The organism is Rhizobium sp. SG2393, assembly GCF_042610495.1.
GTDB lineage: Bacteria > Pseudomonadota > Alphaproteobacteria > Rhizobiales > Rhizobiaceae > RU20A.
This window is the reverse complement of record NZ_JBHGAP010000008.1, coordinates 57,081-82,115: the sequence shown is the minus strand read 5'-3', so window position 1 is coordinate 82,115 and position 25,035 is coordinate 57,081. Positions and strand designations below refer to the sequence as shown.

General features: G+C 64.6%; 15 protein-coding genes and 1 tRNA gene. 11 read left to right on the top strand and 5 right to left on the bottom strand.

Features of this window, described 5'->3' with window-relative positions; translation table 11 throughout:
• Positions 1-117: 117 nt before the first annotated feature.
• Positions 118-1,407 (bottom strand): isocitrate lyase, encoded by a 1,290-nt coding sequence (gene aceA, locus ACED18_RS15930; protein WP_377293986.1) that lies wholly within the window; start codon positions 1,405-1,407, stop codon positions 118-120.
• 231 nt (positions 1,408-1,638) lie between these two features.
• On the opposite strand from aceA, the gene ACED18_RS15925 reads away from it, so the two are divergent.
• The 5 genes from ACED18_RS15925 (at position 1,639) to ACED18_RS15905 (ending at position 7,354) form a co-directional block, all read left to right on the top strand.
• Positions 1,639-3,042: a short-chain fatty acyl-CoA regulator family protein gene (locus tag ACED18_RS15925; protein WP_377293984.1), complete on the top strand. Its 1,404-nt coding sequence runs from the start codon at positions 1,639-1,641 to the stop codon at positions 3,040-3,042.
• A gap of 172 nt (positions 3,043-3,214) precedes the next feature.
• Positions 3,215-4,306 carry a polyamine ABC transporter substrate-binding protein gene (locus tag ACED18_RS15920; protein ID WP_377293982.1) on the top strand — a complete coding sequence of 364 codons (1,092 nt, stop codon included), beginning with the start codon at positions 3,215-3,217 and terminating at the stop codon, positions 4,304-4,306.
• A gap of 177 nt (positions 4,307-4,483) precedes the next feature.
• On the top strand, positions 4,484-5,626 hold the full coding sequence (locus ACED18_RS15915) for an ABC transporter ATP-binding protein (protein WP_377293980.1): 1,143 nt from the start codon (positions 4,484-4,486) through the stop codon (positions 5,624-5,626).
• Between the two features lie 4 nt (positions 5,627-5,630).
• Entirely contained in the window at positions 5,631-6,536 is a 906-nt protein-coding gene (locus tag ACED18_RS15910; protein WP_377293978.1) for an ABC transporter permease subunit, read from the top strand.
• Between the two features lie 2 nt (positions 6,537-6,538).
• Complete coding sequence (locus tag ACED18_RS15905; RefSeq protein WP_377293976.1) at positions 6,539-7,354, top strand: ABC transporter permease; 816 nt, start codon at positions 6,539-6,541, stop codon at positions 7,352-7,354.
• 65 nt (positions 7,355-7,419) lie between these two features.
• Here the strand turns inward: ACED18_RS15905 and ACED18_RS15900 are convergent, their stop codons facing one another.
• The gene (locus ACED18_RS15900; protein ID WP_377293974.1) at positions 7,420-7,668 is read right to left on the bottom strand and encodes a DUF6460 domain-containing protein; all 249 of its coding nucleotides are present in this window, start codon (positions 7,666-7,668) and stop codon (positions 7,420-7,422) included.
• Between the two features lie 118 nt (positions 7,669-7,786).
• Complete coding sequence (locus ACED18_RS15895; protein ID WP_377293972.1) at positions 7,787-9,697, bottom strand: AsmA-like C-terminal region-containing protein; 1,911 nt, start codon at positions 9,695-9,697, stop codon at positions 7,787-7,789.
• 304 nt (positions 9,698-10,001) lie between these two features.
• Here ACED18_RS15895 and ACED18_RS15890 point away from each other — a divergent pair, with 304 nt between their 5' ends.
• Positions 10,002-11,966 (top strand): acetoacetate--CoA ligase, encoded by a 1,965-nt coding sequence (locus ACED18_RS15890; protein WP_377293970.1) that lies wholly within the window; start codon positions 10,002-10,004, stop codon positions 11,964-11,966.
• Between the two features lie 249 nt (positions 11,967-12,215).
• Here ACED18_RS15890 and ACED18_RS15885 read toward each other — a convergent pair whose 3' ends face one another.
• Together ACED18_RS15885 and ACED18_RS15880 are read right to left on the bottom strand one after the other, a co-directional pair.
• On the bottom strand, positions 12,216-13,829 hold the full coding sequence (locus tag ACED18_RS15885) for an ABC transporter permease (RefSeq protein ID WP_377294216.1): 1,614 nt from the start codon (positions 13,827-13,829) through the stop codon (positions 12,216-12,218).
• A 279-nt stretch (positions 13,830-14,108) separates the two neighbouring features.
• The gene (locus ACED18_RS15880; protein WP_377293968.1) at positions 14,109-18,290 is read right to left on the bottom strand and encodes an ATP-binding protein; all 4,182 of its coding nucleotides are present in this window, start codon (positions 18,288-18,290) and stop codon (positions 14,109-14,111) included.
• Between the two features lie 252 nt (positions 18,291-18,542).
• Between ACED18_RS15880 and ACED18_RS15875 the strand changes: the two genes are divergently transcribed.
• The 5 genes from ACED18_RS15875 to ACED18_RS15855 all read left to right on the top strand — a co-directional run bounded on the left by ACED18_RS15875 (position 18,543) and on the right by ACED18_RS15855 (position 25,021).
• Positions 18,543-18,989 carry a phasin gene (locus tag ACED18_RS15875; RefSeq protein WP_377293966.1) on the top strand — a complete coding sequence of 149 codons (447 nt, stop codon included), beginning with the start codon at positions 18,543-18,545 and terminating at the stop codon, positions 18,987-18,989.
• A 257-nt stretch (positions 18,990-19,246) separates the two neighbouring features.
• Positions 19,247-19,323: transfer RNA gene (locus ACED18_RS15870), tRNA-His, on the top strand.
• 578 nt (positions 19,324-19,901) lie between these two features.
• Positions 19,902-21,596, top strand: coding sequence for a methyl-accepting chemotaxis protein (locus ACED18_RS15865; RefSeq protein WP_377293964.1), 1,695 nt, complete (start codon positions 19,902-19,904; stop codon positions 21,594-21,596).
• 219 nt (positions 21,597-21,815) lie between these two features.
• Positions 21,816-23,867 carry a glycosyl transferase gene (locus tag ACED18_RS15860; RefSeq protein ID WP_377293962.1) on the top strand — a complete coding sequence of 684 codons (2,052 nt, stop codon included), beginning with the start codon at positions 21,816-21,818 and terminating at the stop codon, positions 23,865-23,867.
• Complete coding sequence (locus tag ACED18_RS15855) at positions 23,864-25,021, top strand: UDP-galactopyranose mutase (protein ID WP_377293960.1); 1,158 nt, start codon at positions 23,864-23,866, stop codon at positions 25,019-25,021. The genes ACED18_RS15860 and ACED18_RS15855 overlap by 4 nt, the downstream gene beginning before the upstream one ends.
• Positions 25,022-25,035: the final 14 nt, after the last annotated feature.

Sequence of the window (25,035 nt, the reverse complement as noted above, 5' to 3'; positions counted from 1 at the left end):
TCTCGTTGATATCAGGGGGTTCTTGATGGCTTTCGGGGAGCCTCCGCGCCGGGCGCGGAGGGGATTGCATCGGGCCGCCTGCCGCCGCGTGGGACGATCGGCAGGCGAGGGCAGGGATCATTCCGCAGCCGGGCGGAACTGCTCGTGCTCGGTCGATTCATGCATGGCGGTCGTGGACGACTTGCCGCCGGTGATCGCCATGGAGACAGCGTCGAAATAGCCGGTGCCGACTTCGCGCTGGTGCTTGGTCGCGGTGTAGCCGTTGACCTCGGCGGCGAATTCCGCCTCCTGCAGCTCCGAATAGGCCGCCATCTGGCGCTCCTTGTAGCCACGGGCCAGCTCGAACATGCCGTAGTTCAGCTGGTGGAAGCCGGCGAGCGTGATGAACTGGAACTTGTAGCCCATCGCGCCCAGCTCGCGCTGGAACTTGGCGATCGTCGCATCGTCGAGGTTCTTCTTCCAGTTAAACGACGGCGAGCAGTTATAGGCGAGCTTCTTGCCCGGATGGACCTTGTGCACGGCTTCGGCAAACTTGCGGGCCTGTTCCAGATCCGGCTTGCCGGTTTCCATCCAGATCAGGTCGCAATGCGGGGCATAGGCGATGGCGCGGGCAATGCACGGCTCGATGCCGTTCTTGACCTGGTAGAAGCCCTCTACCGTGCGGCCGGCATCGTAATCGACGAAGGGACGGTCGCGCTCGTCAATGTCGGAGGTCAGAAGCTTGGCGGCTTCCGCATCCGTGCGGGCAACGATCAGCGTCGAGACACCCATGACGTCGGCGGCAAGGCGCGCGGCGTTGAGGTTGCGGATGTGCGCGGCGGTCGGGATCAGAACCTTGCCGCCGAGATGGCCGCACTTCTTTTCCGAAGCCAGCTGGTCCTCGAAGTGAACACCGGCAACGCCTGCTTCAATGAAAGCCTTCATGATCTCGAAGGCGTTCAGCGGACCGCCGAAACCGGCTTCGGCATCGGCGACGATCGGGGCGAACCAGGTCTCGACCGAAAGGCCCTTGCCTTCCTGCGTCTCGATCTGGTCGGCACGCTGCAGCGTGCGGTTGATGCGCTTGGCAAGCTCCGGCGCGGCGTTTGCCGGGTAGAGCGACTGGTCGGGATACATGGCGGACGCCGTGTTGGCGTCGGCGGCAACCTGCCAGCCCGAGAGGTAGATGGCCTTCAGCCCGGCGCGAACCATCTGCATGGCCTGGTTGCCGGAGAGCGCGCCGAGCGCGTTGACGAAGTCTTCCTCGTGGATCAGCTTCCACAGGCGGGCAGCACCCTTTTCGGCCAGCGTATGCTTGATCTCGACGGAGCCGCGCAGGCGCTTGACGTCTTCGGCCGTGTAGGGGCGCTCGATGCCGGCGAAACGGCCCTGCGGTGCGTTCGGGATCAGCGTGTCAAAATCAGTCATAGTCGGGCTCTCCTGTCCTTTTCACCGGCGTTAGACTTTCGTCGAGGCGCCGTGTGTTGCGTCGATCTGATGTATGGGTATTTACATCGCGCTGCACAATTCGGCCAGAAGCAAAGCGAAAATCAGACTTTGAAAGGGGTTAGGATGTCTTGCCATTGACAATGATGCGCTGTAAAAAAGTAAAAATTGTAAATGCGGCAAGACGGCGCCTGAGTGTAAAGACTGTTACAAATGGCAGAAAACAAGATCTTTGCCGGCGCCCGCGTGCGCCGGGTTCGCAACGGGCTTGGCCTGACCCAGACGGCCATGGCCGAGGCGCTGGGCATTTCGCCCTCCTACCTCAACCTCATCGAGCGCAACCAGCGCCCGCTGACGGTGCAGCTGCTCCTGAAGCTCGCCTCGGTCTACAAGGTCGATCTCGACGATCTCCAGGGCGAGGCTTCCGGCAGCATCAGTGAGCTGAAGGCGGTCTTTGCCGATCCGCTGCTGGCCGGCGAACTGCCGGGAGACCAGGAACTGGTGGAGATCGCCGAGGCAGCACCCAATGCCGCCAAGGGCATGCTGAAGCTCTACCGCGCCTATCGCGAACAATCCGCCCGCCTGCGCGACCTCACCGACCTTCTCGCCCGGCAGGGCCACCAGACCGCGCTGGCCGAGGCGCGCCTGCCGATCGACGAGGTCCGGGAAGCCTTCGAAACGCGGCCGGCCTATTTCGCCCGTATCGAGGAAGCGGCCGAAGCCTTTCATGCCACGCTGGAGCAGGCCGAAGATGTCGCGGCGGCCTTGAAGGCCTGGCTGAGGCGCGAGCACGGGCTGGCCGTTCGCACCCTGCCAATCCATGCCATGCCGACCCTGCGCCGTCGCTTCGACCGGCATTCCATGCGGCTTTTCCTCTCCGAACGCCTGTCTGCGGCCGATCAGGCCCGCGAAGTCGCCATGGAGGCCGCTCAGATCGCGCTGCACCAGCCGATCCTCGCCGAACTCGATGCGCTGTCGCTCACCACCGGCGAGGCGCGGCGCATCGCCCGTTTCGAGCTGGCGCGGCTGGCCGCCCACGCGCTGATGATGCCCTACGGCGCCTTCCTTCAGGCAGCCCAGCGCGCCCGCTATGACGTCGAGGTTCTGGCGGCGCGTTTCCATGTCTCCTTCGAGCAGGCAGCAAGCCGCCTCGTCGCCCTGCAGCGACCGGGCAGCGCCGGCATCGCCTTCTTCACGCTGGAAATCGACAGTGCCGGCAACAGGCTCAGGCGCGCGGGTGCTCAAGGCTTTCCGCTCGCCCGCTTCGGTGGCGACTGTCCGAAACTTGCCGTCACCGCCGCCTTTTCGCAGCCCGGACAAGTGCTGGCGGAAACCGTGGAGATGGAAGACGGCACGCGCTTCCTGACCGTCGCCCGCACCGTGGAAGGCCCGCGCGCCGGCTTTCGCGAACGTGTCCGGCGCACCGCCATCCTCGTCGGCTGCGATGCCGGGGCCGACACGATCTATGCCGATCCGCAGGGTCCGCCGGTTCTCGCCGGCACCGCGTGCCGGCTCTGCGAACGGCAGGGCTGCCTGGCGCGCGCCGAGCCGCCGGTCACCCGTCCGCTTGGCCTCGACGAGATGGTCGCCGGCCTCAGCGTGTTTGACTTTCAATAACTTCGTTCCATCTCACGCGATGGATTTCGCGCCTGCGAAATCGCTTGAGCTTGCCCGAAAACCTGCCTAACCTTTTACCGCGTGGTCAAGAACCCGGCCGCATGAGGGCACGTTGAAGGCCCCGGCAACCGTGGCCGCGCCGATCGATACAAGACGAAAAAAGGGGAATGGGATGAAGAAGATTGCAACTGCCCTGGCCACCGTCCTGCTGGCGGGTATCGCCGGTGTGGCGCAGGCGCAGGAACGCGTCGTCAACGTCTACAACTGGTCCGACTACATCGACCAGAGCATCCTTGAGGACTTTACCAAGGAAACCGGCATCAAGGTCGTCTACGACGTCTTCGACTCCAACGAAATCCTCGAGACCAAGCTTCTTTCCGGCGGCACCGGCTATGACGTCGTGGTGCCGACGGCGCACTTCCTCGCCCGCCAGATCCAGGCCGGCGTGTTCCAGAAGCTCGACAAGTCGAAGCTCCCGAACATGTCCAACATGTGGGACCTCGTCAACGAGCGCACCGCCAAATACGATCCCGGCAACGAATACTCCATCAACTACATGTGGGGCACGGTCGGCATCGGCTACAATGTCGACAAGGTGAAGGCCGCGCTCGGCGTCGACAAGCTCGACAGCTGGAGTGCCGTGCTCGATCCCGCCAATGCCGAAAAGCTGGCCGGTTGCGGCATCTACATGCTGGACTCCTCGTCCGACATCCTGCCCTCGGTCCTGAATTATCTCGGCATCAGCCCGGAAACCACGTCGCAGGACGATCTCGCCAAGGCCGAAGAGGTGATGATGAAGGTGCGGCCGTCCATCCGCAAATTCCACTCCTCCGAATACATCAACGCGCTCGCCAACGGCGACATCTGTGTTGCGGTCGGCTTCTCCGGCGACATCTTCCAGGCCCGTGCGCGCGCCGAGGAAGCCAAGCAGGGCGTGAAGATCGACTATGTCGTGCCGAAGGAAGGCGCGGAAATGTGGTTCGACCAGATGGCGATCCCGGCCGATGCGCCGCATGTGGAGGAGGCGCACGCCTTCCTCAACTACATGATGAAGCCGGAAGTCATCGCCAAGGCCAGCAACTACGTCTTCTACGCTAACGGCAACAAGGCGTCGCAGCAGTTCATCGACAAGGCGGTCCTCGACGACCCCGCCATCTATCCGGACGATGCCATGCTGAAGAAGCTCTTCACCGTGTCGCCTTACAACCCCAAGGTCCAGCGCATCATCACGCGGCTGTGGACCAAGGTGGTCTCCGGCCAGTAACGACGCAGGAAATGCCCGGATCGTCTCCGGGCATTTTTCTTTCCTGCCGATGGAAAGGCGCGGCTGACCATTCTGGGCGCGGCCTGGGCCTTCCGGCGGTATCCGGTTTGACAAGCAGGGACGTGCACGGCGGGGAACCCGACCGGCCGGCACGCCCGCAGGAATGGGGAACCTCGCATGAAATCTCTCGGCAGCATCCGTCGCTCCTTTGCCCCCTGGGCCGATCCGACGGCAAAGCCTTACATTTCCTTCCAGAACGTCACCAAGCGCTTCGGCGATTTCACCGCCGTCGACAATCTGAGCCTCAACATCTACCAGCGCGAATTCTTCGCGCTGCTCGGCGCCTCCGGCTGCGGCAAGTCCACGCTGCTGCGCATGCTCGCCGGCTTCGAGGACCCGACATCGGGCGACATCATCCTCGATGGCCAGAGCATCAAGGGCATTCCGCCCTATCGCCGCCCGGTCAACATGATGTTCCAGTCCTACGCGCTCTTCCCGCACATGTCGGTGGAGAAGAACATCGCCTTCGGCCTCAAGCAGGACGGCATGCCGAAGACCGAGATTGCCGAGCGCGTCGCGCAGATGCTGAAGCTCGTGAAGCTCGAGAAATTCGCCGCCCGCAAGCCGCACCAGCTCTCCGGCGGCCAGCGCCAGCGCGTGGCGCTCGCCCGCTCCATCGCCAAGCGCCCGAAGGTGCTGCTGCTCGACGAGCCGCTCGGCGCGCTCGACAAGAAGCTGCGCGAGGAAACCCAGTTCGAACTGATGGACCTCCAGCAGGATCTCGGCCTGACCTTCGTCGTCGTCACCCACGACCAGGAAGAGGCCATGACCATGGCCGACCGCATCGCCGTCATGAGCGCCGGCAAGGTCATCCAGGTCGCAACGCCTGCCGAGATCTACGAGGCGCCGAACTCCCGCTTCGTGGCCGACTTCATCGGCGACGTGAACATCTTCGAAGGCAAGGTCAAGGCCGCGACAGGCACCACGCTGGAAGTCGCCGCCAAAAGCGGCTTCACCGTCGACGTGGCGACGCCGGAAACCCAGCCGGTCGGCGCCGATGCCGCTATTGCCGTGCGGCCGGAAAAGCTGCGCGTCTCCTCGCAGGCTCCCGCCAACACGACCGTCAATGCGGTCGAGGGCGAGATCTGGGATATCGCCTATCTCGGCGACATGACCGTCTTCCACGTGCGCCTGTCAGACGGCAAGGTGGTCAAGGCCTCCATGCTGAACGCCGCACGCGAAATGGACGATCCGCTCGCCTACGAGCAGAAGGTCTGGGTCTCCTTTGCCGCCAATGCCGGCGTTGTCCTGAAGGGGTAGCAGCATGTCCAAGGCCCTTTCCGCCGTTACCAGCCGGCTCGTCATCATCATCCCCTTCGTCTGGCTGCTGATCTTCTTCCTGGCGCCCTTCTTCATCGTCTTCCGCATCTCGCTGTCGACGACGGCGATCGCCATGCCGCCCTACACCCCGGTCTTCGACCTCGCCGGCGGCTTCGCCGGCATTCTGGACGGCATCCGCGAATTCTCCTTCGACAACTATGTCTGGCTGACGGAGGATGCGCTCTATTTCAACGCCTACATCTCCAGCCTGACGATCGCGGCGATCTCGACCTTCCTGACGCTGCTGATCGCCTATCCCGTCGCCTACGGCATGGCGCAGGCGCCGCGCTCGATCCGCCCGACGCTGTTGATGCTGGTCATCCTGCCGTTCTGGACGAGCTTCCTGATCCGCGTCTACGCCTGGATCGCGATCCTCAAGCCCGAGGGGCTGCTCAATCAGCTGCTGCTCTTCCTCGGCGTCATCGATACGCCGCTCGTCATCCTCAACACCAACACGGCGATCTATATCGGCATCGTCTATTCCTACCTGCCCTTCATGGTGCTGCCGATCTATTCGGCGCTGGAAAAGATGGATGGCTCGCTGGTGGAGGCCGCGCAGGATCTCGGCTGCACGCCGACCACGGCCTTCTGGAAGGTGACCTTCCCGCTGTCGCTGCCGGGTGTCATCGCCGGCTGCATGCTGGTCTTCATTCCCGCCGTCGGCGAATTCGTCATTCCCGACCTGCTCGGCGGATCCGAAACGCTGATGATCGGCAAGACGCTCTGGAACGAGTTCAACGCCAACCGCGACTGGCCGGTGTCCTCGGCGGTGGCGATCATCCTTCTGATGATCCTCGTCGTGCCGATCATGTTCTTCCAGAACGCCCAGTCCAGAAACGAGGGGAGATAGACATGACCCGCTGGTCCCGTTTCAACATCGCCTCGATCGTCCTCGGCTTTGGTTTCCTCTACCTGCCGATCGTGCTTCTGGTGATCTTCTCCTTCAACGAATCGAAGCTCGTCACCGTCTGGGCAGGCTTCTCCACCAAGTGGTACGCCTCGCTCTTCCAGAACCAGGCGCTGATGGACGCCGCCTGGGTGACGATCCGGGTTGCGCTGCTGTCGGCAACGCTTGCCACCATCCTCGGCACGCTGGCGGCCCTGGCGCTGACACGCTACCGCCGCTTCCACGGCCGCGTGCTGTTCTCCGGCATGGTCTATGCGCCGCTCGTCATGCCCGAGGTCATCACCGGCCTCTCGCTGCTGCTGCTGTTCGTGGCGCTCGGGCTTGATCGCGGCTTCTGGACGATCACGCTCGCGCACATCACCTTCACCATGTGCTTCGTCGCCGTGGTGGTGCAGTCCCGCCTCGTCACCTTCGACCGCTCGATAGAGGAGGCGGCGCAGGATCTCGGCGCGACACCGGTCGCCACCTTCTTCCAGGTGACCCTGCCGGTCATCGCGCCGGCGGTCTTCTCCGGTTGGGTTCTGGCCTTCACGCTGTCGCTCGACGATCTCGTGATCGCGAGCTTCACCACGGGTCCGGGCGCCACCACGCTGCCCATGAAGATCTACAGCCAGGTGCGCCTCGGCGTCACGCCGGAGATCAACGCGGCCTGCACCATCCTGATCGGCATCGTCGCCTTCGGGGTTCTGGTCGCCTCCATCGTCACCCGCGCGCGCGAAAATCAGCGCGAGCGCGACGAGCGGGCGGCGGCCGCGATGTAGTCTGGACGGATGTCACGGAAGGCGAGGGGCCGGACCGAAAGGTTCCGGCCCTTTGTCTTTTCGCCTCAGGCGTCGCCGCGCGGCGGCAGGAAGATGTAGGTCAACAGCCAGACGGGCACGACGATCAGCGAGCCCAGCAGGATGTTCGGCACCGCCCAGTTCACCGCCCTGACAAGATAGGCCCAGACCTCTTCCGGCGTCATGCCGATCCGGGCGAGAAGCTCGGCCGAGGAGAGGTCGAAGAAGGAAAGTCCGGCCCCGGTGATGAGCGAGGCAAGCAGGATCTTGAAGGTGGCGGCCAGAAAGCGAAGCACAGACGTCCCCAGGTCGATGATTCGGCGCAGTTGAGACGAGCATAGACCAGCGCGCGGAAAACTGCGCGCAGCCATTTTCGGGCGACCGGATCCCCCTAAAGAGGAAAGGCGCTCGTCCTCAGCGCTCCGGCGAGAGAACCGAAAGCGGAGTGACCACCGCCTGCGGCCAGTTTCCGCCGACGAAGAAACGGGCTCCGGAGGTCAGCGGCACGGTCTCGGCCGGTGCTGCGGATGCTCCGGACGCTGAAGCCGGAACCGCCAGCGGATCGTAGCGTCCGGCAAGCGCGAGCCCGCTGGTCGGCAGGTCGATCACTCCGCGCAGGTTGAGCGTACCGGCCGAACCGGTCAGGCCGCCATGCTCCACCCGAAGCCGCCCGCCTGCAATCCGGGCGTCGATATCGATGGTTTCGAAGGGAAAGGTGCCGCTGGTGGCGCTGGCGAGCGAAAAGACGGTGCCCGCCTCCATCATTTCCGAAAGGCGTTGCGGATCGAGCCCGCGGATCGAGCCTGCCCCGGTTGTCACCGTCAGCGTTCCGGTCACGGAGGCCGGCGGTGCGATCAGGATTGGTTCCGGCGACTGCAACGACAGGGAAATTGCGGCGCGCCCTCGCGAGACGGGGCCACCGATGGCGAGGGCTGTGGCGAGCGTTTCCATCTCGGCATCGCGCAGATGGATGTCCACGCTGCCGCGCGTCGCCTCGCCGGGCGGAGCCGCAACGAGAATGGAGCCTGACAGGCGCCCGCCTGCCACCGTCGCATCGCCGATATCGAGGGACAGCCGCCCCGGACTGCCGCGCAGGCCCGCCGCGACCCGGCTTGCCGTCAGGCTGGCGAAGTGAACGTCGTCGGCCGAAAGCCTGAGGTCCGTGCGGATGCGGGCCGACACCTGATCGGCGATCGCGGCGCCCAGAAAGGCGCGTTCCACCTGCAGGCCGCCAATCACCGGCAGCACGGTGGAAAGATCGATGCGATCAAAGGCGAGCGTGCCCGACAGTTTCGGCATCTGCCCTGTCGGCAGCCCGAGGTCCAGCACGCCGCGCCCGCTGGTGTCGCCAAGCGTCAGATCCACATTGTCGAACTTCAGGTCATCGCCGGCCGTCGACAGGCGCGCCTCGATCGCGACCGGGCCGAGCGGGTTGCGTGCCAGTTCCTGCGCGCCGACGAGCCGCGCCAGCCCGCCGACCGAAGGTGCGGTGACGGACAGCGCGCCGGAGACGAAGGGCTGCGCCGACAGCATGCCCACGCCGTCGAAGGCAAGGCTCGCAGGCGTGCTCGTCAGGCCGAAGGAGAGGGGCGCACTGTGCCCTGTCAGAAGACCGGCCGCATCATTGCTGCGGAAGGAAAGCGTCGTCGCTACCCCGTGCAGCATGCCGGTGAGGTCGCCGGACATCGTCGAGCCAGTGCCGGGCAGCACCACAGTACCCCAGACATCGTCGATCGCAAGACCGGGTTTCGCGTCCGCCCCGAGGACGCGAAGCCGCGCGCCTTCGAAGACCGCTGTGCCCGATAGCACCGGCGATCCGCTCTCGGCACGGATCACCCGCAGGAGGCCTTCGCCGGCGCGGCTGGCCCGCTCGGTGCTGAGCGTGATCGTCGCATTGGTGAGCCGCAGGTTTTCGTAGTCGGGATGTCCGAACAGGACACCGGCCACATCGAAGCCCACCTGCACCGCGCTCGCGGCTATCGTCACCGGCCCTGCCGAATCGCCTTCGCCATGGCTGGTCAGCGTGACGTCGGAAAGGCGAAGCACCGGGCTCGGCCACAGGCTGAGATCTGTCTCGCCCTTCACGGTGAGTGTTGCGCCGCTCGCCCCTACAATCGCTGCCGTGAAGGCGGACGCCAGATCTTCAGGCCCGACCAGCAGCGGAAAGACGAGCCGGGTGGAAAGGGCAAGGAGAAGCACGAGCCCGATCACGCCAATCGTGACGCGCCGCACGAGCCAGAGACGCGCCGACAGCAGCAAGGCACTGAGCTTGCGGGCCGCCATCCGCAGGCGTGCGAGAAAAACGGCAGGCGTCGTCCGCTGCATGCAGTCTCCTCTCGCTTCCGATGACCTGCGCCCGTCTGCGCCCCTCATGGTGCTCTGGATAGGCGCGGGCGCTGGCAAAAGCAATTGTCCAAACCCCGCGAACCGGACGCCTGTGGACGGGCGACCGCCGGCGCTGCCCAGCTCTTCAGGCCAGCCGCTTCCGAGCGTCGAAACCCAATCAGAAAGGTGTTCTGATCGGGTTGTGACCCTAGACGATGGACCAAGACACGCGGCGCGATCCATGCCATTCCTTTCGCGTTGCAGCATGCTATACAAATCGCCTGTGCGAGTGGAGGAAGTGATCATGCAGCAGGATGCGCCGCTCTGGACACCGAGCCAGACCATTCTTGCAACGAGCCCCATGGCCCGCTTCATGGCCGCCGTGGCCGGGCGTCACGGTCTGGTCTTCGACGGCCCGGATGCCTTCCATGCCTGGACGATCGCCCATCCGGATCTCTTCTGGACGGCGGCCTGGGACGATTGCGGCGTGATCGGCGACCGCACGGGTCCGGCGCTGGTCGATGGCGACCGCATGCTCGATGCCCGTTTCTTCCCGGAGGCGCGGCTGAACTTTGCCGAAAACCTTCTGGCCCATGCCGGCAAAGGTCCGGGCGACCGGCCGGCGATCCTCTTCCGCGGCGAAGACAAGGTCCGCTCCGCGCTGAGCTGGGACGACCTCACCGCGCTCGTTTCGAGGCTCCAGCAGGCCTTCGCGGCGATGGGCATCGGCGAGGGCGACCGGATCGCCGCCATGATGCCGAACATGCCGGAAACGGTGGCGCTGATGCTGGCCGCTGCCTCGCGCGGCATTATTTGGTCATCCTGCTCTCCCGATTTCGGCGAGCAGGGCGTGCTTGACCGCTTCGGCCAGATCGGTCCCAAGCTCTTCATCACCTGTGACGGCTACTGGTACAATGGCAAGCTGCAGGATGTCTCGGCAAAGGTCGCGGCCGTTGCCGGCAAGCTCGGGGTTCCCGTGCTCGTGGTGCCCTATGCGGGCGACGCCGCCACGCTGGCGGCAGTCCTGCCCGATGGCCGCACCTTGCCGGATTTCATCGCACCGTTTATCGCAGCGCCGGTCACCTATGCGGCGCTCGCCTTCGGCCACCCGCTCTACATCCTCTTTTCCTCCGGCACGACCGGCGTTCCGAAATGCATCGTCCATTCGGCCGGCGGCACGCTGCTGCAGCACCTGAAGGAGCATCGCTACCACTGCGGCATAGAGCCCGGTGAGCGGCTGTTCTACTTCACCACCTGCGGCTGGATGATGTGGAACTGGCTGGTGTCCGGTCTCGCCGTCGGCGCCACGCTCTGCCTCTTCGATGGCTCGCCCTTCTATCCCGGCGGCGAGGTCCTGTTCGATTATGCCGCGGAAGAGCGCTTTGCCGTCTTCGGCACCTCGGCCAAATATATCGACGCGGTGCGCAAGGCTGGCATCGTCCCGAAGGACACCCACGACCTTTCCGCCCTGCGGCTGATGACGTCCACCGGTTCGCCGCTGTCGCCGGAAGGCTTTTCCTTCGTCTACGAGGGCATCAAGCCGGATGTGCACCTCGCCTCCATCTCGGGCGGCACCGACATCGTCTCCTGCTTCGTGCTCGGCAATCCGCTGAAGCCCGTCTGGCGCGGCGAGATCCAGGGTCCGGGCCTCGGCCTTGCCGTCGATGTCTGGAACGACGAGGGCCAGCCGGTGCGTGGCGAAAAGGGCGAGCTCGTCTGCACCCGGCCGTTCCCGTCCATGCCGCTGATGTTCTGGAACGACCCGGACAAGGCCAAGTACCGCGCCGCCTATTTCGAGCGCTTCGACAATATCTGGTGCCATGGCGATTTCGCCGAGTGGACCGCCCATGGCGGCCTCATCATCCACGGCCGCTCGGATGCGACGCTGAACCCCGGCGGCGTTCGCATCGGCACCGCCGAGATCTACAACCAGGTGGAGCAGATGCCCGAAGTAGCCGAAGCGCTCTGCATCGGCCAGGACTGGGACGACGATGTCCGTGTCGTGCTCTTCGTGCGGCTTGCGCCGGGCGTGTCGCTGACGCCCGACCTCGACAAGGCCATCCGCACCCGCATCCGCACCGGCGCCTCGCCGCGTCATGTGCCGGCCAAGATCATCGCCGTAACCGACATTCCACGCACCAAATCCGGGAAGATCGTCGAGCTTGCCGTGCGCGAGGTGGTGCATGGCCGACCGGTGAAGAACAAGGAGGCGCTCGCCAATCCAGAGGCGCTGGGATTGTTCGAGAACCTGCCTGAGTTGCAATCGTGATGCCACGCACGCGTTAACCGGACGCCTGTGTCTGAATTAACCAACCTCCTGATCTCGCGGGGAAACCGGTAAAATGCGGGATAGGAAATTAAGGTTTTGTTTACGGGTCAGGCGGCATTCTGGCCCCAACTTGAGACCGATCCATGACGGAAAGGGCCGCAGCGTCGCTGCATCAAGGCATGAAGCCGGCATCTCCTCCAGTTGGTTTTCAGCTCAATTATGACGAGGCAGCTTCGGCTGCCTCTTTTTTTATACCGACTTTCCGGTGCGCCTCTTGTCCAGCGAGCGCGAGACGAGGATCACCGGGATGAGGCCGGCCAGAACGATGATGACCGCCGGCACGGAGGCATCCTCGATCTTGGCGCGCGACGCGTCCTCGTAGACCAGCGTGGCCAGCGTGTTGAAGTTGAAGGGCCGGAGCATGATCGTTGCCGACAGTTCCTTCAGCGTCTCGATGAAGACGAGCAGGGCGGCCGAAAGGGTCGCGGGCCGCATCAGCGGCACCAGCACGCTGAAAAGCGCCTGCGTGCCCGTCCGCCCCAGCGTGCGCGCCGCCATGTCGAGATGCGGCGAAAGCTTCTGAAAACCAGCCTCGACCGTGCCTTCCGCCATGGTGAGGAAGCGTACCGAGGCGGCGTAGACGATGGCAAATCCGGTGCCGGTCAGCAGCAGCCCCGTCGAAAACCCCGCATACTGCCGCATCAGTCCGTCGAGCCCGTTGTCGATGGCGGCCAGCGGGAAGAGCACGCCGATGGCGAGCACCGTGCCCGGCACGCCGTAGCCCATCGCCGAGACCCGCGCCGCCATGGCAATCGGCCGCGAATGGGTGGTACGCGTCGCATAAGCCAGCAGGAAGCCGATCAGCACGGTGATCAGGGCCGCCATGCCCGCCACGAACAGGCTGTTGCCGAGCGCACTCAGCAGCCGCTCGGAGGCAAAATCGTCGAGCCGGCGCAGCGCCGAGGAACCCAGCACCAGAAGCGGCACCGCAAAGCCGAAAAGCACCGGCAGCAGGCAGGCAAGCGTCGCACCCCACTTGCGCCAACCGGAGAGCTTCAGGCGGATGCTGTCATTGACGGCGGTGGTGGTCTTGTTGCTAGTGAAGCGCTGGCGCCGCCGCGCCGCCCGCTCGATGGCCATCAGCGCCACCACGAAGACGAGCATGATGCAGGCGATCTGCGCGGCGCCCGCCAGGCTGCCGCGGTTCAGCCAGGTGTCGAAGATCGAGAAGGTCAGCGTCTGCACGCCGAGGAATTCCACCGCGCCGATGTCGTTCAACGTCTCCATGGCCACCAGCGTCAGGCCCACCATGATCGCCGGCCGCGCCATGGGGATCTGCACCGTCAGGAAGACCCGCAGCGGCGAGGCGCCCAACGTGCGCGCCACATCCGCTGCCGCGCGCCCCTGCATCAGGAACATCGAGCGGCAGGCGAGATAGATGTAGGGATAGAGAACCGAGCTCAGCACCAGCACGGCCCCGCCCATGGAGCGGATATCGGGAAACCAGTAGTCGCGGCTGGTCTTGAAGCCGAAGAGCGCGCGCACCGCCGTCTGGAGGGGTCCCGTGAAGGTGAAGACCTCGCCGAAGGCGTAGGCCGCGAGATAGGCGGGGATGGCAAGCGGCAGCACCAGTGCCGCCGCCAGCGCGCGCCGCAGCGGAAACTCGCAAGAAGCGACCAGCCAGGCGGTCGAGACACCCGTGATCGCCGTTACAAGCCCCGTCAGCGCGATCAGTTGCAGCGTGCGGCCCGTGGCGCGGGGAATGACATTCTCGAAGAGATGCGGCCAGTCCGCAACGCCACCGCTGACCGCCAGCCAGACGATCGCCACGATAGGCAGCACCACCAGCCCGGCCACCAGCATCGCTGCCGTCGTCAACAGCGGATGGGTCGGCGCCCGGCGCGGCTCGGCAGCCGCCGCGCTGCGGCCTTCAGGGCGCGTGGCAAGTGTGGTCACGATCGCAGTCTTTCCTCGTCAGTACCGGCGCATCGGCGCTCGAAACAGGAGCGCGCGTCTCATGTTTGCTCTAGCGCATCGTGACGGGAATCAAAACGGATTTTCTGTAGCGGGTCGCGCTGAAACGCAGCAGGGGACGACCTGCGCAGAACGGTGCGACGACACCATCCTGCGCCGTCCCTGTCCTCAATCGGCCAGCACGCGCTGCGAGGGGAAGGTGATTTCCACCAGCGTGCCCTCGTTGGGGGCCGAGGTGATGGAAAACTGCGCCCGGTTGGCCTCCACCATCGCCTTCGTCAGCGGCAGGCCAAGGCCGGTGCCGTCGCCGCGCTTGCGCGCACCGGTCGTCACCTGCCGGAAGGGCTTCATCGCCTGCTCCAGTTCGCCACGTGTCATGCCGACGCCGGTATCGCGGATGCGCAGGATGACGCTGCCGCTGGTTTCGTAGGCGCAGGACACCACGATCTGCCCGCCCGACGGCGTGAAGCGGATGGCGTTGGACAGAATGTTGAGCGCGATCTGCTTGACCGAGCGCTGGTCGGCCACCACCCGCGGCACGGCGCCGGAAAGCGAGGTGCGGATGATGACGCGCTGCGCATTCGCCTGCGGCTGCACCAGCGACACCGCTTCCGCGATCGCCTCGTTCAGCTCGACGGCGGAAAACTCCAGCTCCATCTCGCCCGCCTCGATCTTCGAGATATCGAGGAGGTCGTTGACGATGTCGAGCACGTGACGGCCGGAACGGCCGATGTCGCTGGCATATTCCACATAGCGCGGATTGCCGATTGCGCCGAAATGCTCGCTCGCCATCATGTCGGAAAAGCCGATGATGGCATTAAGGGGGGTACGGATCTCGTGGCTGACGCGGGCCAGGAATTCCGTCTTGTGGGCGTTCGCCGTCTCGGCGGCGCGCTTGGCGGTGCGCAATTCGTCTTCTGTCCGCTTCCACTGGGTGATGTCGCGGATGACGGCGCAGAAGCCGTTCGATGCGGTGAGCCGGCCCATCGTCATGAAGAGCGGCAGGAAGCCGCCGGATGCCTCGCGGCCGATCACCTCGCGCCCGTCATTCAGAACGCTCGCCACGCCATGGCCGGAAAGGCCGGCGATGTAATCCATCACCGCCCGCTGGCTTTCATGGGCAAAGAGGATGGCAAAGGGTTTGCCGCGCGTTTCGCTCTCATCGTAATTGAACAGGGCGGACGCCGAGCGATTCATCGAGCGGATCTCGCCCTCCGGCCCCAGAATGACCACGCCATCCGTCGCCGTCTCCAGAATGGAGCGCAGCTCTTCCACCTCCGTGCGCAGCGCCATCACCTGCGCGCTGTCGAAGCTCGCCACCGGTGCCGAAGCAACAGTCGGCAGGGGCGCCTCGTCCTCGATGATTTCGTCGGTGTCCGCGTCGTCGAGATCGACGGCCGGCGCCAGTGCCAGAAGCAGCGCATGCCCGTCGTGCCAGCGGATGGAGCGAAGGCGCGCCGTCACGGCCAGCAGCCGGCCCTCCGGGCGGATGAGCTGCATCGTGCCATCCAGCAGGCCGTCCTCGTCATCTTCTGGAGCTGCAAACAGCGCGTCCAGCCCGCCTTCCTCTTCCAGTTCGGCAAGGGAGGCGTAACCGGTCAGGCTCAGGAATTCGCGGTTGGCGTGGAACAGGCTGTCGCCATTGTGCACCAGCAGTGCCACCGGCAGCGCATCGATGAGCGACTCGTCCAGCCCGCTGCCACGCGACGGGCCGTCGGGAGAAACTGTGCCGTCCTCGTGTTCAGCATCTGCATGCAGGGCCGCATGATCGTCCGGCAACGGTTCATGGCCCGCTTCGAAGAGATCGGCAGGGGTGGCCTCGTCCGTCTCGAAAAGCCGGGTCGCTTCCGTCGGGGGCGGCGTGTCCGCAATATCTGCATCGGCCAATGGAGTGTCCGTCCCGGACGCAACCGCATCGACACCTGCAGGCTCCTGATCCCCGTCACGGGCGAAATCGGCGACCTCCGCCGTCTCCAGAACGGCGTGATCGGTGTCTGCCCCATCCTCTGCGTTCGTCGTCTTGTCCGGTTCGGCTTCCGTCTCCGCATGCGTCCAGGCGGCGTCCGCCACCGGTGCGTCCGGCAGCTGCTCGGCCGGCGCCTTCTCATCGGCAGGGCCGGGCTCCACCGCGCTTTCGGACGTCGTATCCTTCGCGACCGGCGCCGCCTCCAGCCGTTCGCCAAGCCGCCGGGCGATTTCGCGGAAGGCGGCCTCCTCGCCACGCGTCAGCGGTGTGCGGACCGGCTGGCGAATGGACGACAGGGGGATGACGTTTTCTCCCACAGCCGGCTCGGGATCCGCCGCGGGCTGAAGGGCAGGGCGCTCGCCCTGGAACGGGTCGGCCGTCGCCGGTGCCTCGACAGCATCATCAACGCTTTCAGGCACGCTGACAGGTGCGGGCAGATCTTCGGCCGCCGCGACATGTCCGGCGTCCTGCTCCATATCGACAATGGTTTCGGTCGCATCCGGATCAACAGGGGTTTCGATCACGTCCGGCGTGCCCGCCTCCGGCTCGGGAGCAGTTGCCGGCACGAGTCCGAGCCCGATCGCTTGGGGATCGTCCACCACATCCGAGACGCGCACGATTCCGAAGCCGCGGAAACCGTCGAAGCTGCGGGCGCGCGAATAGGTCGGCAGGGCGGCGAGGTCCACCGGCACCTTCAGGCGCGTGCCTTCGATCGGCCAGAGCACGGTCTTGCCCGACCAGGTGTCGCGCCGTTGCAGGAGGCCCGTGATGATGCCCTCGGGGTCAAGCTGGAAAGCCTCGGCCAGCGACGCAAAGGATTTCCCGATCACGTCGCCCGCATGCGGACCGACGGTTGCGGCGAATTCGTTCGACACTTCGCTGAAATGCCCGTCTGCATCGATCTTCCAGACGAAGCGCACGGCCCGACCGCCGGGCTCGAAATGGAAAGCCGGTGTCGGAAGCGGTTCGGCCTCGAGGGCCGGTGCTTCGGTGATGGCGGCCTGTTCGGGTGTGTCCGCCTGTTCCGGTTGCATGGCGATGTCGCCCGCCGCTTCGGTTTCCTGCTCTGCCGAGGTTTCGCTCGTCCCGGCCTCGGGGAAAACCGGGCCGTCCGCATCGGGCCCGGAGAAAGCGGCGGCCGCGCTCTCGTCGGCGCTGTTTTCAACCGCAGCCGTCGGCAGGATGGTCGTCGGGTCGTGCGCCTCACCGGCAGGCACCAGCGTCGCCACCGGCTCCTCTTCTGCCTCGGGCGGGCAGGTCAGCAGCACCGGATCCTCATCGCTGCCGGGCAGCGCATCGATATCGACATCGAGACGGTCGCCGGGCGCAAAGCCGATATGGTTCCCGGAGGGCGACGACAGCTCGGCCGGCAGTTCATCGCCTTCCGCCAGCGGTGCCATTGCTTCCGTTGCCGCCTCAGCCTCTTCGTCCGGCGTATGGACCGACGGCTCTGCGATCGGCTCGAGAATGTCGGCGGCCGGCGACAGCATCGCCACCGGCTCTTCAAAGGCTTCGGGCGGTGCAGTCAGCAGGACAGGGTCCTCATCGCTGCCGGGCAGCGCGTCGATGTCGGCGTCCAGATGGTCCTCTGGCAGGAAGGCGATCGCCGGATCGGCCGCCGGCGTAACGGGCTCCGGCTCCGCGCTCACGCTTTCAACAGGGGCCATGGTCGACGTTGCTTCCAAGGCCGGTGCCGGCTCATCCTCGATCGGATCCATGCGGCCGAGAATGGTCTCCACCGCAAACAGCAGGTTCATGTCGTCAGAGACGCGGCCAATGGCCGCCGGCAGCGTGCCGCGAACCGTGGTGATCGGGCGCTTCACGAGCCGGTCGGTATGCCGCCCGGCTGCCGCGATGAGTGCCTGCGCCGTATCCGCCCGCAGGCCGAGCGCCGCAAACCCCTCGGATGCGGCGAGCACCATGCCGTCTCCATCCAGCACGGCCATGTGCGTGTCGGGGTCGTCGAAGCCGGAGATCATGCGGACAGCGCAGTCGCGCGCCGCCGGCGCCGTGGCCGAAACGGGGGCGGCGAAGAGCACGGCGCGTTCGCCGGCATGAATTTCCACAAGCGACAGCGTCGCCACCACCACCGTGCTGCGAAATCCGCTGGCGATGCGCAGGGACACGCTGCGCGTATCGCCGGTCACCGACAGCTGCCGGGCCGCCGCCTGCAACTGCCGCGTCATCACGTCGGCTGCCGGCAGGCCCGCATCGATGAAATCGTAGATGTTGCCCGTGCTGAACAGGCCGGCCGCGGCCCCGTTGGCCCACAGCACGCGCGAAAGGTCCGTCGACAGGAGCGCCACCGCCGATCCGCTGGCAAAATGCGCCCGAACGGCCGGATGAACGGCGATATCGATGAAAGGATACTGTTTGGCGGCCATGGACGGTCTCATTGGTCGATGCTCCACCCGGAAGGCGGGCTCTCATTAACACTCTATTAATACCTTCATGCGGCAAAAGGGTCCATCATCCCCGGTGGCTTCACGGCCGCTTTCGCGCCCCAGGGTTAACAGCAGGGCCGATTTCTGATTATGTTGCACTGCACAATGATATTGCAATGCACCATAAGGCGTGCTATATGATCGTCATCAGAGGAAACGGGGCCGTCACCATCGGCCCGCAAGGAGATCAGAATGGCTACGAAGAAGAACGACGACGTATTTGCCTTTGCCGCTTTCGACCCGGCAAAGCTCACTGAAAATTTCCGCGACTTCGCCGAAAAGGGCGCTACCCAGTCGAAGGAAGCCTACGCCAAGATGAAGGTCGCCGCCGAAGACGCTGCCAAGACCGTCGAAGCCACGATGGAAAGCGCCCAGGCCGGTACCGTCACCCTCGGCCTGAAGGCAATCGAGGCGCTGCGCGTCAACGCCGAAAGCTCGCTCTCGCACATGGAAGCCCTGCTCGGCGTCAAGTCCGTCTCCGAGCTGATCGAGCTCCAGACCTCTTTCCTGCGCAAGCAGGCCGAACTGGCCGTTGAACAGGCCAAGACCATGCAGGAAGCCACCCGCAAGGTTGCCGAAGACGTCTCCAAGCCGGCCAAGTCTGCCGCCGAAAAGACCTTCGCAAGCTTCCAGAAGTAAGCCTTCCCTGTCCTTGTGTGCCGCCGGTTCCCCAAGCCGGGCACAGAGGGAGGACAGATGGATTGGAAAGGCCCGCCCGCGCCGTCCAGGCCGCGGCGGGCCTTTTGCGTGACCGCCTCCCAGGTGCGATTTGCCCCGGATTGCGCCCCACGCGCCACCGCATTTTTCTCCTGCCATTCCGAACTTAAGACTTGCAAAAATCCCCCTCCCGCCGTATGTGACCCCCCGTGCGACGCCGTTGGCGTGCGCATGATCGTGCGGTTGTAGCTCAGTTGGTTAGAGCGCAGGTTTGTGGCACCTGAGGTCAGTGGTTCGACCCCACTCAACCGTACCATTCATTGCCGGAAGGCTCCTCGAAAAATCATCATCGCTGTGACGGGTTCAAAATCCGTCGTGACGCTTCTGCGCGCAGACTCTTGCACTGCCCGGGCGCAGCCGCCTGTGGTGTAACGGCAGGCAGGCCATCCGTTCCGGGATCTCCGTGCAACATCGTCCGTCGGGCCTGAGGCCAGAGCTGATACGGTGTCGGATCGAGCAACGCTTCAACGAGCGCGGACGATACGTCCACCGGTTCCCTGCGGTTTCCTGTTGTAAATAGAGATATTCGTAGAATTATGTATTTTTATATGAATGCCATTTTGTATATAGAACGCGTGTAGCGTCGGAGGTTTATTTCAAGTTGCATTCTTCGATAAAATAACAATTGATAATTGGAATATTGCGACAAAAATTATTTTTTGTTTCGATGTGATCTGAATATAAAAATCATTCGTATTGGGATTTTTCCGCGTCGCAAAATATACGCTCATAGTATCAATAATACAGCGGGTTAAACGGAAATATACTTTTAATAATTTACCCCGATAACGTTCTGGTGATGATCGTTTATGCGATTGTTCAGAGGGGGTATGCATGTTTTCTGGTCGTAAGGTCGAGGCGCAGCTTCAGGCGCTGAATGCAATCCGCGCGAACGTCATGGTGGCGGATGCGTCGCTGAATATTACTTATATGAATCCTGCGGTGGTCTCGCTGCTCGAAGAGGCCGAGGCTGATCTGAAGAAGGAGCTGCCGCGCTTCAGCGTCGCCTCGCTGATCGGCAGCAACATCGACATTTTTCACAAGAACCCGTCCCACCAGCGCAACATGCTGGCCGCGCTGAAGGAAACCCACAGTGCCACGATCCGTGTCGGCACCCGTGTGTTCGACCTGATCGTGACGCCCCTGAAGAAGGGTAGCAAGGTGACGGGCTTCGTGGTGGAATGGGCCGATGCGAAGGCGCGGCTGCTCAACATGGACTATGCGGCGCAGATCGCTGCGATCAGCCGTTCACAGGCCATCATCGAATTCGAGATGGACGGGACGATCATCACCGCCAACGACAACTTCCAGGCGCTGATGGGATATTCCCTCAGCGAACTGCGTGGCAAGAAACACGCCATCTTTGTCGAGCCCGCTTTTGCAGCCAGTGCCGACTATACGGCCTTCTGGGAGACGCTGCGCTCCGGCCGCCATGTTGCCTCCGAATTCCGGCGCCGCACCAAGGCCGGAGACGAGGTGATCATCTCCGCCTCCTACAATCCGATCCTCGATCATCAGGGCCGTGTGGTGAAGGTTGTGAAGTTCGCCACGGACGTGACGCAGCGCGTGCGCACGGTCGCTGCGCTCGGCGATGCGCTGAAGAAGCTCTGCTCGGGCAATTTCGGCTTCCAGCTGGAAACGCCTTTCTCCCCGGAATTCGAGGCGTTGCGCCACGATCTCAACCGGTCCGTCAACCAGCTCTGCGAGACCTTCCTGGAAATCACCGGCAGCGTTCATACGATCGGTGTCGGCAGCGAAGAGATCCGCGAAGGCGTGCAGGATCTGTCCCGTCGCACCGAGGCGCAGGCGGCAACGCTGGAAGAGACCGCTGCTGCCCTTGACGAAATCACCGCAAACGTCACCGCCTCGACGCAGCGCGCCGCCGACGCCCGCCATGTCGCGGCCGAGGCCAATGCCAGCGCCCACAAGTCCGGCGAGGTCGTGGCGCGCGCCGTGGAGGCCATGAGCCGCATCGAGGATTCCTCGTCGAAGATCTCCTCGATCATCTCGGTCATCGACGAAATCGCCTTCCAGACCAATCTTCTGGCGCTGAATGCCGGCGTCGAGGCGGCACGCGCCGGCGAGGCCGGTCGCGGCTTTGCGGTCGTGGCGCAGGAGGTGCGCGAACTCGCCCAGCGCTCCGCAAAGGCTGCCAAGGAGATCAAGGATCTCATCCGCAACTCCACCGATGAAGTCTCGAGCGGCGTGAAACTCGTCAGCGAAACTGGGCAGGCGCTGAAGACGATCAGCGATTTCATCTACCAGATCCATGCCCACATGGAGGCGATCTCCACCGCCTCGAAGGAGCAGTCGATCGGCCTCGCCGAGGTCAATACCTCCGTGAACAGCATGGACCAGACGACCCAGCAGAATGCCGGCATGGTCGAACGCTCCAGCGCCGCCGCGGGCTCCCTGGCCGCCGAAGGCCAGAAACTGCGGACCATGATGGGCCAGTTCCAGCTGGAACGGGAGACGCGCGCTCCCGCCCATGCGACCACGCGCGATTACAGAACCAGTCGAGCCGCCTGATCCGACAGGCGACCCCCGCTCGACCGCCCGGCACGGCGCCAGCGCCGTGCCGGGCTTTCTGCTGTCAATCCCTGCGCTCCTTTGTGGATATGTGCGGAAAGCACGCTGCTAAGGGGTGGCGGGACGGTCGCTGCGCCCTCAGCCGTGGTAAGGCTCGGGGCAGCGAAGCCCGCAAGCACGGGATTCCGCCACGCCAGCCGGCACGAGGGGAGCGACCACATGACCATCGCGACGAAGCAGACCGCCGAGACCGACGTCGCCTTCCAGTCCATGCGCGAGCTCGCCCGCACCCAGCGGCTCGCCGTTCCCGAACTTCTCCAGTTTGCCGAAGGCCTTGCCGCCGTCGGACGGCGAGGCGAGGCGGCGGAAATCTACAAGGTCTGGATCGCCTACAACGAAGCGCATCCCCACGCCCATCTCGTCCTTTTCAACTACGCAGTCGTGCTGCGGCAACTGAACGATGTCGCCGGCGCCATCCATGCGCTCAGGGCCTGCCTGAAGATCGAGCCGCGCTTCGGCCAGGCCCATATCAATCTCGGCCGCGCCTACGAGGATAGCGGGCTTGCCACGCTCGCGATCCAGCAATGGCGAGCCTTCACCGAGATGACGGCCGAAAGCTCCGCCGACAAGGTGGCGCACCGGCTGATGGCGCTGCAGCACATCGGCCGCGTCATGGAAAATGCCGGCCTGATGGAGGAAGCCGAAACGGCTCTCTGGCAGGCGATCGAGCTGCGTCCGGACAAGACGGAAGCCGGGCAGCACTGGAGCGCGCTGCGCCAACGCCAGTGCAAGTGGCCGGTGCTGATCCCCTCCGAGCATGCGCCGCTCAGGGCACTGATCGATTCCATGTCGCCGCTGGCGCTCGCCTGCTACGCCGACGACCCGCTCTTTCAGTTGGCGCGCGCTTACCGATATAACAAGTCCTTCGTCGGCCGGCCCGACATCAGCGGCTTCCCGCGACGTCCGGTGCGGCAGAAGACCGGCACGGGCGCGCGGCTGAAGGTGGGCTACGTCTCCTCCGACCTGCGCGATCATGCCGTCGGCTTCGCGCTGCGCGAGGTGCTGGAACTGCATGACAAGCAGAGCGTCGAGGTCCACGCCTATTACTGCGGCGATCCGGTTGCCAACGATCCGACGCAGGCGCGCATGAAGGCGGCCGTGGATGTCTGGCGCGATATCGGCGCCTTGAGCGATGCAGAGGCGGCCCGACAGATCGCCGCCGACGAGATCGACATCCTCATCGACGTCAACGGCTACACCAAGCACGCCCGCACCCGCATCTTCGCCTACCGGCCCGCGCCGGTCATCGTCAATTTCTGCGGCTATCCGGGCTCCATGGGCAGTCCCTTTCACCAGTACATGATCTCCGACGGCCGGATCGTTCCGCCGGGCAACGAGATCTACTATTCGGAGAAGGTGCTGACGCTGGCCTGCAGCCAGCCCGTGGACCGTAAGCGCGTCATTGCCGAAACGCCGTCGCGCGCCGCGGCCGGACTGCCGGAGGATGCCTTCGTCTTCGCCTGCTTCAACGGCATGCAGAAGATCACGCCCTCCACCTTCGCCCAGTGGATGGAGATCCTGAGGGAAACGCCCGGCAGCGTGCTCTGGCTTCTGACCGGCGGAGAGGCCGTGGACGAGAGGCTGCGCCATCTCGCCACCGCCGCAGGCATTGATCCTGCCCGCCTGATCTTTGCGCCGAAGGCCGCCAATGCGAACCATCTCGCCCGCATCGCGCTCGCCGATCTCTTCCTCGATACCTTCCCTTACGGCGCCCATTCCACCGCCGCGGATGCGCTGACCATGGGGCTGCCGGTGCTGACCTTTCCCGGCAAGGGCTTTGCCGCGCGCTTTTGTGCGAGTATCGTCGCAGCCTCAGGCGTGCCGGAGCTCGTGGCGTCCGATCCCGCCGACTACACCGCCAAGGCCATCGGCTTTGCCCGCCGCCCGGAGATGCTGAAGGCGCTGCGCGCCACGCTCGCCGCCCGCCGCGAGACCTGCGAACTGCGCGACACCGATGGCGTCGCCCGCCGTCTGGAAGAGCTCTTCTGGCAGATGCAGGGCGAGGCCGAGCGTGGCGAAACGCCCGTGCCGGATCTCGCCAATCTCGACATCTATTACGACATCGGCGCCGAGCTTCTCACCGACCACATCGTGCCCGTCGATGACGACACCTATCGCGCCCGCTACCGGGAAAAGCTTGCCGCCTGGCACGCCTTCTCGCCGATCGCGCCCGACCGTCGGCTGTGGCGTGTCGGGGACACGGCCGAATGACCGGGGCCGCCCCCATTGCCATCGTCGGCGCCGGCCTATCCGGTGCCGTCATTGCCCGCACGCTGGCCGATGCCGGGCACAGGGTGGAGGTCTTCGAAAGCCGCGACCACATCGCCGGCAACTGCCACACGGCGCGGGATGCCGAGACCGGGGTGCTGGTGCATGTCTACGGGCCCCACATCTTCCACACCGACGACGCCGAGGTCTGGGACTACGTCAACCGCTTCGCCCGCTTCCGGCCCTATCGCAACCGGGTGAAAACGACGAGCGGCGGCCAAGTCTATTCGCTGCCGGTCAATCTGCACACGATCAACCAGTTCTTCGGCCGCACCTTCCGTCCCGACGAGGCCCGCGCCTTCATTGCGCAAAGGGCCGAGCGCGGCACTACCGACCCCGTCACCTTTGAGGAGCAGGCGCTCGCCTTCGTCGGCCGCGAACTCTACGAGGCCTTCTTCAAGGGCTATACTGAAAAGCAGTGGGGCTGCCCGCCCTCCGACCTGCCGGCCTCGATCCTCAAGCGCCTGCCGCTGCGCTTCAATTATGACGACGACTATTTCTTCCATCGGTTCCAGGGCATGCCGGAAGAGGGCTACACCGCCATGGTCGCCGCGATCCTAGACCACCCCGGCATCGCCGTGCATCTGAATACGCCGTTTTCCCGCGCCGATGCTTCCAGCTTCGCCCATGTCTTCTCGTCCGCGCCGCTCGATAAATGGTTCGATATTACTTACGGTTCGCTCGGCTATCGCACGCTGGATTTCGAGCGCTTCACCTATGAGGGGGATTATCAGGGCTGTGCGGTGATGAACTATGCGGATGCGGCAGTGCCCTACACCCGCGTGACCGAGCACAAGCATTTTGCCCCCTGGGAAAGCCATGCCGGCTCGGTCTGCTACCGCGAAACCGCGCGCGCCTGCGGTCCGCTCGACATTCCCTACTATCCGATCCGGCTGGTGCGGGAGAAGGAACAGCTTGCCCGCTACGTCGCGCTGGCCGCAAGCGAGACGCGGACCACCTTTGTCGGTCGCCTTGGCACCTACCGCTATCTCGACATGGACGTCACGATCCGCGAGGCGCTGGATTGTGCCCGGCGCTATCTCGCCGGCACGGCCAGCGGCCAGCCCATGCCGGCCTTCGTCACGCCGCCCCTTTGATCCTCAATGCGTTT